This window comes from Anabaena sp. UHCC 0253, from assembly GCF_009712085.1.
Taxonomy (GTDB): Bacteria; Cyanobacteriota; Cyanobacteriia; order Cyanobacteriales; family Nostocaceae; genus Dolichospermum.
Genome location: NZ_VILD01000003.1, coordinates 547,779 through 554,726 on the forward strand (window position 1 = coordinate 547,779; position 6,948 = coordinate 554,726).

Here is a 6,948-nt window from a genome sequence, read left to right on the forward strand (position 1 = left end):
TGCGTTCATCTGCGGTTAATTATTCTTGAAATCTTATTCTATTTGGTATAAGGACTCAAAAAAATTGTCAAATCAGGTGGGCATTGCCCACCCTACCTTAGCCTTTTACACACAGAACTTGTTTAAGTGTTGCGACTATTTCCACCAAATCGGCTTGATTTGCCATTACTTGCTCAATAGGTTTATAAGCAGCAGGAATTTCATCTAACACTCCCGTATCTTTACGACATTCTACACCTTCAGTTTGGGCAATTAAATCATCAAGAGTATAGACATTTTTAGCCTTACTTCTTGACATTAATCTCCCTGCACCATGACTGCAACTGCAAAAACTATGAGCATTACCTTTACCTTTGACAATGAAAGATTTTGCTCCCATTGAACCAGGAATAATCCCATAATCTTCTGTTTGAGCGCGAACTGCACCTTTACGAGTTACATACACATCTTCGCCAAAATGTACTTCTTTTTCGGCGTAATTGTGATGACAATTTACCTCTAATAAAGGTTTGGTAACTTTTCCTCCATTAATATGTTTTTCAACGATTTTCTTAAATCGGGACATCATCACATCACGGTTAGAAAGTGCGTAATTTTGCGCCCATTGTAAATCTTGCCAATAGGCTTTAAATTCTGGTGTTCCTAATACAAAGTGAGCTAAATCGGGATCTGGTAATTTATTATTTGCCATTTTCGCTAATTCTTTAGCAGTATTAATATGGCATTGTGCTAATTTATTACCAATATTGCGAGAACCAGAATGCAGCATTAACCAAACTTGATTTTCTGTGTCTAAACAAACTTCTATAAAATGATTTCCCCCACCAAGAGAACCCATTTGTTTCATCGCTTTACTTTCTAAATCTTGCACACCACGATGCAAGTTAGAAAAATCGCGCCACCGTTGCCAGTTAGTTACTGCTTTTTCTAAATCCTTGTTTTCATTAAATCCTGTGGGAATTGCTGCTTCAATATCCAAGCGAATTTTCTTTAGTTTGCCTTCTAATTGTTCACCTGTAAATTGTGTTTTGATAGCACTCATCCCGCAATTGTGAACAAATACTCCTGCTTTGAGAGCAAAGTTATGATACTCCGGTACTGTGAGACAATATACATTTTCCGTGTAGTTTAGGGGAATTATTGCAACAATTTTGTGATTATAATGAATGAGATCATCTATCAGTTCAATATTTTCTGGACGGTTATCCAATTCATTAATTTCACCTAATAAACCAGAACGAGCAATCATCCAATGTGCCTTTTGCCATCTTCCAGAATATGGTTGAGATATGAGTGTATAACCATCTTTATCAACTTGGGAATAAAAAGGCATTAAAGAAGTACCTATTTCCAGTAATTGTGCTTCTTTGTAACTGCCATCTCGAAGCATAAATTGATGATCTGGAGTACAGATTATCTCTTCACCATTATCTAAAATTACTTTAACAAGAGGCGCATTTGTTCTCGTTAATTTTGCAGTAGCTTTAGCAGCTACAATTTTTCCGGTTTGGGTGCAGGCATAAACTATAAATTCTTCATTTTTGTCAACTAATCCTTTGATAGGATAGGATTTTCCATCAACTAAAGGAATCAAAGTTTCTCCGATAAAGCAACCAAGGTCCACGCCCACAGCCGCAGGAATAATGGCATCTTTAGTTGCAATAACTGAACCAACTAATGCGCCTTTTCCTAAGTGAACATCGGGCATTAAAGCCACGTGCTTAAATACAAATGGCAATGAGGCTACATTCTTGGCCATTTTAGTTTCATCTGAGCCTAAAGAATGATTTGCCCAAGATAAAACCGGGTGTGGTGTAGTAATTCCTAATTGTTCGTAGGGCATAATTTTAATTAACAATTTTAGATGAATATGATGATCGGTTTGAGAAACTCTCTCTCTTGATAAGTGGAGAAACTCAATAAATATATCTTTTTAACAAGAACTTTTTAAACCCAATCATTGCATACTACATATATATTACATGAATTATAATTTTGTCAACCTATATTTACAAAAATAGGTTAATCTTGAATATATTCCGGTAATTCACTGTGGTCATCTTTCCCTGGATACCAAAATGAATAATAATAATCTGGAGGATTGTTTCCAGTTTGCACTATGAGTTTAAAGGCAGTTTTATTTGATTTTAATGGTGTCATCATTAAGGATGGACCAATTCATATCCAACTAATAGATGAGATTCTCGTTCAGGAAAATCTTCAACCCCAACGGGTGCAGGAACGTCAAGCTAGTTTGGGTAAAATTAGTACCTGCGGAGAGCAAAGCCATCGCGCTTATGTTCAGAACCTGCTGAAAAATCGTGGTAGGCTCGTGACGGAAGAATACATGATGCAGTTACTCACTCGCAAAGCTCAAGCTTATGTGCTGGAATTGGAGAAACTAGAAAAATTGCCTTTGTATTCTGGGATTGAAGATGTAATTTTTCAGATTCGTTCCCGTCATCTCAAGTTGGGATTGGTCAGTGATGCTTTATACCCAGAAATAGAAATAGTATTAACATCTGCTAAATTAGCTGAATACTTTTCCGTAATTGTGTCGGGGAATGATATCAGCACGAGTAAACCTAACCCAGAAGGTTATTTGTTGGCTGTTGACCGGCTAAATCAGGAGTATCCAGAATTAAACCTAAAACCTCATGAGTGTTTAGTGATTGAGGACACTCCCGTGGGTATCCAAGCCGCCAAACGCGCTCAAATGCAAGTAGTAGGAGTAGCAAATACTTACCCCTTCCATATGCTCCAACGTCAAGCTAACTGGACAATTGATTATCTGATTGATTTGGATTTACAGCGGGTACAGGAAGTTTTTTCGCAAAAAGATGTGGAAACTATTGTCCCTGAATGTTAAGATATGATATGTATGTCAGATTAATAAGGGGAATTAGCTCAGTTGGTAGAGTGCTGCGATCGCACCGCAGAGGCCAGGGGTTCGAGTCTCCTATTCTCCATTTTGTACATTTGTCATTTGCCAGATTATTTGACCACGTTGACAAATTGGTGTCCGTCTTGCCAAGTTATTGTCCGCGTCGCCAAATTAATTGTCACTTTGACTTATTTTTTTCTTTAATCCTTTTTTAGTCTTTTTACCTTTCGCTGGTTGAGTTTCAGCAGGATTTTGGGAAGCAAATTGAGCCAAAATTTCGGCAGATTTAGTCTGGAGTACATCCAAGGAGACTCCACTAGCTTCTACTAATTCAGTATCACTATTGAGCATTTCTAACCAGCGCAGTTTGCCGTCTAGTTGGGACTGAAACCGCTTCATTAAGGCAAACCAGGATTTATAAATATAGTTTACTGATGCTGTGGCACTGGTGTAAAACCTTGCAGATTGCCCCATGAAGCGCGGATCAGTTTTCAAGCGATCGCACAGTTCTTTGACCGGGAACGGGGTCTTATTACATTAACGCTCTCAATATCCTAAATTTTGTAACTTCTATAAATTCAATTTCTTAAATAGCACATTATTCCGCTTTTTGGCATCGTTAATCAGTTTAGTAAAAGATAGGATTTCTACATAAGTATTAAGCCTGGGATTATAACCAAAGTAACCTTGTAAATCTGGTGTTGGATAATAGGTAGCATCTTCAGCAAAACCTTTAATTTTCACAGTTATATCACAAATGATATAGGCATAAAAAGGAGTGTGTTCTGGTAGAGTAACTAACCTGCCTTCTTTATCAGAAAAAGTACCCGATTTAATTTTTCTAATATAGTCATAGACTTGAGTAATTGGGTTTTCATTATCTTTATATGTCCCACGCATAGGACGCTTAAATTCAACGATAACAACTGATGAGTAAGGTTGATCTTCTCCCTCAACAAAAGCAATTGGGTTATTAAAAATCAGTAAATCTGGTCTTTCACTACTATCAACTTCTAGATTTTCAATAGTATCTAAAGGTTGATCAGAAGCCAAATATTGATGATAAGTTAATTTTTCATCAATAATCCAGAGGTTTTGTCTTTCAAATGCTACATCCTCAGATGTACTTCTCAGAGGAAAAACTATTTCATGTACATCCCTTTCTAATTTATATTTGCCATCATCATCCTTTTTTAAATTCTTTTCAAAAATGTCCAAGATAATTTTCTTGTGAATAACATAGTCTGCTAGTTTAGATTTACCAAGGTCATTATATTGCTCAAGAAATTGATGAAACTTATAAGAGTATTCGGGATATTTTTTAAAATCCTCAACACTGTAGCTAAGTATTTCTCTTCCTTGCTCTTTTATTTCAAGCTCAAACTTTGATTGAAGTTTATGCAGTTCAATATCTAGTTTAGCCGTTGGTAGTCCAGGAGGAATTTGTTCTAAACTTTCAGTTGCATATTTTAACAAAGGACGATATTCGGGAGCGTCATTAAAAATATAATTTCTAATCTCTTGTTCTTTATGATCTCTAATAGTTTGTAAAAATGGAGATAATTCTTCCTTAATTATGCTCACAGAAGCATTTCTTATTTCAATCAAAGAAATATCACGTAATTCTTCTATTACAAAATCATCATGTTCTTCAGGTATATTAAAATTTATTCTTTCTGGATTTACACGATTATCAAGATATGAACTAGAAAGATAGCCTAAATAAGTAAATGGTTTATTATCTTCATCTCTAATTTTTCTATTTTTAGTTAAATCAACTATATATTTATCAAGGTTATCGGATTTTACTTCTCTGTGATTTGCACAGTAACATAGTTTATGTTCAGAAGTTTCACTACCATAAAATTTCAAGCTTTTGAGATAAAATTTTTGCCCGGATAATTCAAATTCATGTGTTTCTGAATTAGGTTGTAGATTATTGATAAAATAATTATTTATATTGATAGAATGTCCTCCATCAATTACTTCTATTAAAGGTGCTGTCCCTAGCAAAAAATATGAGATACAGTGATCAAGAATTTTTCTAGCAATAACACTAGCTTCCTGGGGACACTTTGTTCTATAAGGGTTTTGGAAATCCATTAATTTTATAGATGTTTCGCATTCAAAATTTGATGTATTCAAATCTTGAAGAAGATGTTCGTAAACCCCTCTTTCTGTATTGAAATTAAATTCACGTTTGCAATATTTGTCTGCGTCTTTATAAATGCTAACAATGGTAATACTATTAAAAGCTTTTAACCATAAAAACCTACCTATACCTTTTGATCCTCTCGCTATCTTCCAACTAGAATCAGAAGTAAGAAACGAGTTGTAGTTTTTCTCGTCAAACCCTATGCCATTATCTACTACAATAAAACCTTCTATTGGCGCAAGTCCATCTTCACCTATTAATCCAGTTTGGAAATGACCTCTTTGAATCAATATCTTGACAAAACCGTTGTTACTTTTAGCATCTTCAACGGCATGAATAGAATTGACTACCGCTTCAAATAGAGGTAGTAAAGCTTTAGAGTCGGGTAAGTGTGTATTTCTAATCCGTCCACTTAAATTAATTTGCATAAGAAACAATAAAACTCATTTATTATAAAATTTAGCATTCAGAGAAGCGATTTACACTATAAATTTAATTTCAGTTATACTTAACATTTAATTTACATAGACTTCTGAGACTTAACCATCTCCCCAAAAATTTTAAAACACCTTTGACACCAACCATCAACCCCCACAACCTTAGCCACAGCCTCCAATTGTGGCCGAGAAGGAGGGGGATTAAAACGAAACTTCTCCCATCTGGCGATCGCACCCCCAACCTCAGCAGCCTTACCTAAACCAGTAGTTGTTAAATCATTTGCCCGTCGAAAGCGTCCCAAAAAATGACTCAGACTTTCTCCCGGATATGGTTCTACCTGAAACAACCAAGGATTAATTTCCCCAACTTCCATTATTTATACTCCGCCGTTACTTCCTTGAGAGTTTCCAAATCAATCTTTGATAATCCCTTCTTTAAAGCCCGAATAGCCGACTCCCTGAGAATCATATCCAGCAACCCAATATAACCCCCCCTAGCCTCACCCAAAGTCTTCAACATTAATTAGGGTAAACAAATTCTTAGAACTACTTCGCTCACTGCCAGCCTTTTCAACCACAACCTGTTCTTCTTTTTGGCGTTCTTTTTGGTTTTCTTTTGCTGAAGAAAAGTTTCTCTGTCTCTTACCTCAGCCACAATCGAACGATTGCTAATTTCTTTACCTGCTTGTCGAATCCTGTGACTCATGGATTTAGCCTCATCCAGAGACAACTCTTCAGTCTCCAAATGAATTAGATTGAGTGTTGGGTTAGCCAAGCTTCTAAATCAGCCACACTAGAGAAGTCTAATAATGCCTCTCCTAAATTTTCTAACTGTTCAATTGATAATCCTGTAATTCGCTCGATTAATAACGCATCAACTTCACCAATCCGGCGATGTAGTAGACGCAGTATTAAGTCTTTTTCTCCCTCTTGTCTTCCTTCTTCTTTAGCTTGTTCTCTATTTCTTTGATAAAGTGGTTCTAGTCGCATAATTAACTCCCTATCATCTGTTTCTAGTTCTTGATTTACTCTCAAATTTTCGCGCAAGTTGTAAACTAATTCCAGAGTTGCTTTTTGGTAAGGGTGATCTAATGGTAACGCTTGCAACTCGATAACTGCTTGTGATTGTATGCTTCCCCTACCCAAAAGCCTCAACCATAAAGTCTCTGGTGTTTGTGGTAGTTGGTGTATCGCCACAATTGCTGTCCGTAAAGCATCTGCTAAAAAATGTACTCCCGATAACCAACTTTCTTTTTGGATAGTTCCAAAGCTAGATAAACGAGTTTCAGATATAGTGGGGGTTAAAATCCACAATTTAGGAATTTCTGACTCCTGAAGTTTGATTTTATTGGCTTTGGCTTCTCGTCGCAATGAAGCCTTTACTTCTAATAACTTGAGAATACAGTCGCAGATTTCATCGGTAGAGGCTGGATTGCGGTATGGTTCTATTATTGCAGGATTTTCGGCAAGTC

The 6,948-nt window shown here is 36.2% G+C and carries 8 protein-coding genes, 1 tRNA gene and 1 pseudogene; 2 read left to right on the plus strand and 8 right to left on the minus strand.

All coding sequences use genetic code 11. The annotated features are described in order from the left end of the window. Positions 1-97 precede the first annotated feature (97 nt). Positions 98-1,630 carry an RtcB family protein gene (locus FJR38_RS10655; RefSeq protein ID WP_371418186.1) on the minus strand — a complete coding sequence of 511 codons (1,533 nt, stop codon included), beginning with the start codon at positions 1,628-1,630 and terminating at the stop codon, positions 98-100. After that, a pseudogene (locus FJR38_RS29315) lies at positions 1,613-1,843 on the minus strand (RtcB family protein); the annotation flags it as partial. The gene FJR38_RS10655 and the pseudogene FJR38_RS29315, both read right to left, overlap by 18 nt. Before the next feature lie 276 nt (positions 1,844-2,119). On the opposite strand from FJR38_RS29315, the gene FJR38_RS10660 reads away from it, so the two are divergent. Then, positions 2,120-2,869, plus strand: coding sequence for an HAD family phosphatase (locus FJR38_RS10660; protein WP_168536922.1), 750 nt, complete (start codon positions 2,120-2,122; stop codon positions 2,867-2,869). A 27-nt stretch (positions 2,870-2,896) separates the two neighbouring features. Continuing rightward, positions 2,897-2,969 (plus strand) — tRNA-Ala (locus tag FJR38_RS10665). A gap of 86 nt (positions 2,970-3,055) precedes the next feature. Here the strand turns inward: FJR38_RS10665 and FJR38_RS10670 are convergent. The 6 genes from FJR38_RS10670 to FJR38_RS10695 all read right to left on the minus strand — a co-directional run. Next, positions 3,056-3,358, minus strand: coding sequence for a hypothetical protein (locus tag FJR38_RS10670; protein ID WP_254449417.1), 303 nt, complete (start codon positions 3,356-3,358; stop codon positions 3,056-3,058). A gap of 96 nt (positions 3,359-3,454) precedes the next feature. Then, positions 3,455-5,467 (minus strand): hypothetical protein, encoded by a 2,013-nt coding sequence (locus FJR38_RS10675; protein WP_168536924.1) that lies wholly within the window; start codon positions 5,465-5,467, stop codon positions 3,455-3,457. A 92-nt stretch (positions 5,468-5,559) separates the two neighbouring features. Next, positions 5,560-5,850 carry a helix-turn-helix transcriptional regulator gene (locus FJR38_RS10680; protein WP_168536926.1) on the minus strand — a complete coding sequence of 97 codons (291 nt, stop codon included), beginning with the start codon at positions 5,848-5,850 and terminating at the stop codon, positions 5,560-5,562. Beyond that, positions 5,850-5,996 (minus strand): hypothetical protein, encoded by a 147-nt coding sequence (locus FJR38_RS10685; RefSeq protein ID WP_254449418.1) that lies wholly within the window; start codon positions 5,994-5,996, stop codon positions 5,850-5,852. The genes FJR38_RS10680 and FJR38_RS10685 overlap by 1 nt, the downstream gene beginning before the upstream one ends. A gap of 3 nt (positions 5,997-5,999) precedes the next feature. Then, positions 6,000-6,182 carry a hypothetical protein gene (locus FJR38_RS10690; RefSeq protein WP_254449419.1) on the minus strand — a complete coding sequence of 61 codons (183 nt, stop codon included), beginning with the start codon at positions 6,180-6,182 and terminating at the stop codon, positions 6,000-6,002. A 44-nt stretch (positions 6,183-6,226) separates the two neighbouring features. Further along, positions 6,227-6,948 (minus strand): DUF4351 domain-containing protein (locus FJR38_RS10695; RefSeq protein ID WP_254449420.1); only part of this gene is annotated, 722 nt, incomplete at its 5' end.

Bases quoted from the DNA above. Each gene is read 5' to 3' on its own strand.
- FJR38_RS10660 (WP_168536922.1), top strand. From the start codon at position 2,120: ATGAGTTTAAAGGCAGTTTTATTTGATTTTAATGGTGTCATCATTAAG.
- FJR38_RS10670 (WP_254449417.1), bottom strand. From the start codon at position 3,358: ATGGGGCAATCTGCAAGGTTTTACACCAGTGCCACAGCATCAGTAAAC.
- FJR38_RS10675 (WP_168536924.1), bottom strand. From the start codon at position 5,467: ATGCAAATTAATTTAAGTGGACGGATTAGAAATACACACTTACCCGAC.
- FJR38_RS10680 (WP_168536926.1), bottom strand. From the start codon at position 5,850: ATGGAAGTTGGGGAAATTAATCCTTGGTTGTTTCAGGTAGAACCATAT.
- FJR38_RS10685 (WP_254449418.1), bottom strand. From the start codon at position 5,996: ATGTTGAAGACTTTGGGTGAGGCTAGGGGGGGTTATATTGGGTTGCTG.
- FJR38_RS10690 (WP_254449419.1), bottom strand. From the start codon at position 6,182: ATGAGTCACAGGATTCGACAAGCAGGTAAAGAAATTAGCAATCGTTCG.